This is a genomic window from Halorubrum sp. Atlit-26R, from assembly GCF_003666015.1.
In the GTDB taxonomy this organism is placed as follows: domain Archaea; phylum Halobacteriota; class Halobacteria; order Halobacteriales; family Haloferacaceae; genus Halorubrum.
On sequence record NZ_QPLT01000292.1, the window covers coordinates 1 to 603 of the forward strand.

A 603-nucleotide genomic window follows, 5' to 3' on the forward strand; every position below is an offset into this window, starting at 1 on the left:
GCGAGAAGTAGTCCGCCGGCCGCCGAGTCCGCGTCGCTCGCCGCGACGAGCGACCCTATCGCCGCCACGACCCGTCGACCTCGCCGAGGACGAGCGCGAGCGCGTCCCTCGCGCGGCCGACCGCGATGAGTTGGCGGGCGGCCGCCGCGGTGACCGGACCGATGGACTGCGAGGCTTCGAGTCCGGCGACGATGTCGGGGACCTCGGCGGCGAACCACGGGCCGTCGCCCGTCCCGCGTTCGTCGTCGACTTCCGCGGGGTTCCGAGAACGGGGCGCGTCGGAAATCATACTGAACGTACACGCTTGTGGGGCATAGTTAGGACGCTGTTCTCTCCCGGTAACGACTTCCTTCCGGGCGAGTCGACCGGTTTCGCGTCCCGACTCGCCGGTCTCGCATACCATATTATTGCAAAGAATGATAACCCGTTGTAGCGTTCTCCCGGTAATGTCTCTCAGCGAACTCATCTCCGGCGTCGCCGCCTCGGAACGAACGCTGACGGTGTTCAATCCGACGCCAGGCGTCGTCGGGCGACTCGCCGAGCATTTCGCGGATCGAAACGTCTCGGTGGTGTCTGCGAGTTCCGACGAGGGTCCGTCGAACT

General features: G+C 66.2%; 1 protein-coding gene and 1 pseudogene. One reads left to right on the forward strand and one right to left on the reverse strand.

Features of this window, described 5'->3' with window-relative positions; translation table 11 throughout:
• Window positions 1–55: 55 nt before the first annotated feature.
• Window positions 56–289, reverse strand: a complete 234-nt coding sequence (locus DVK07_RS20630) for a harpin-binding protein (protein ID WP_121598595.1) — start codon at window positions 287–289, stop codon at window positions 56–58.
• 157 nt (window positions 290–446) lie between these two features.
• Here DVK07_RS20630 and DVK07_RS20635 point away from each other — a divergent pair.
• Window positions 447–603, forward strand: a pseudogene (locus tag DVK07_RS20635) (histidine kinase); the annotation flags it as partial.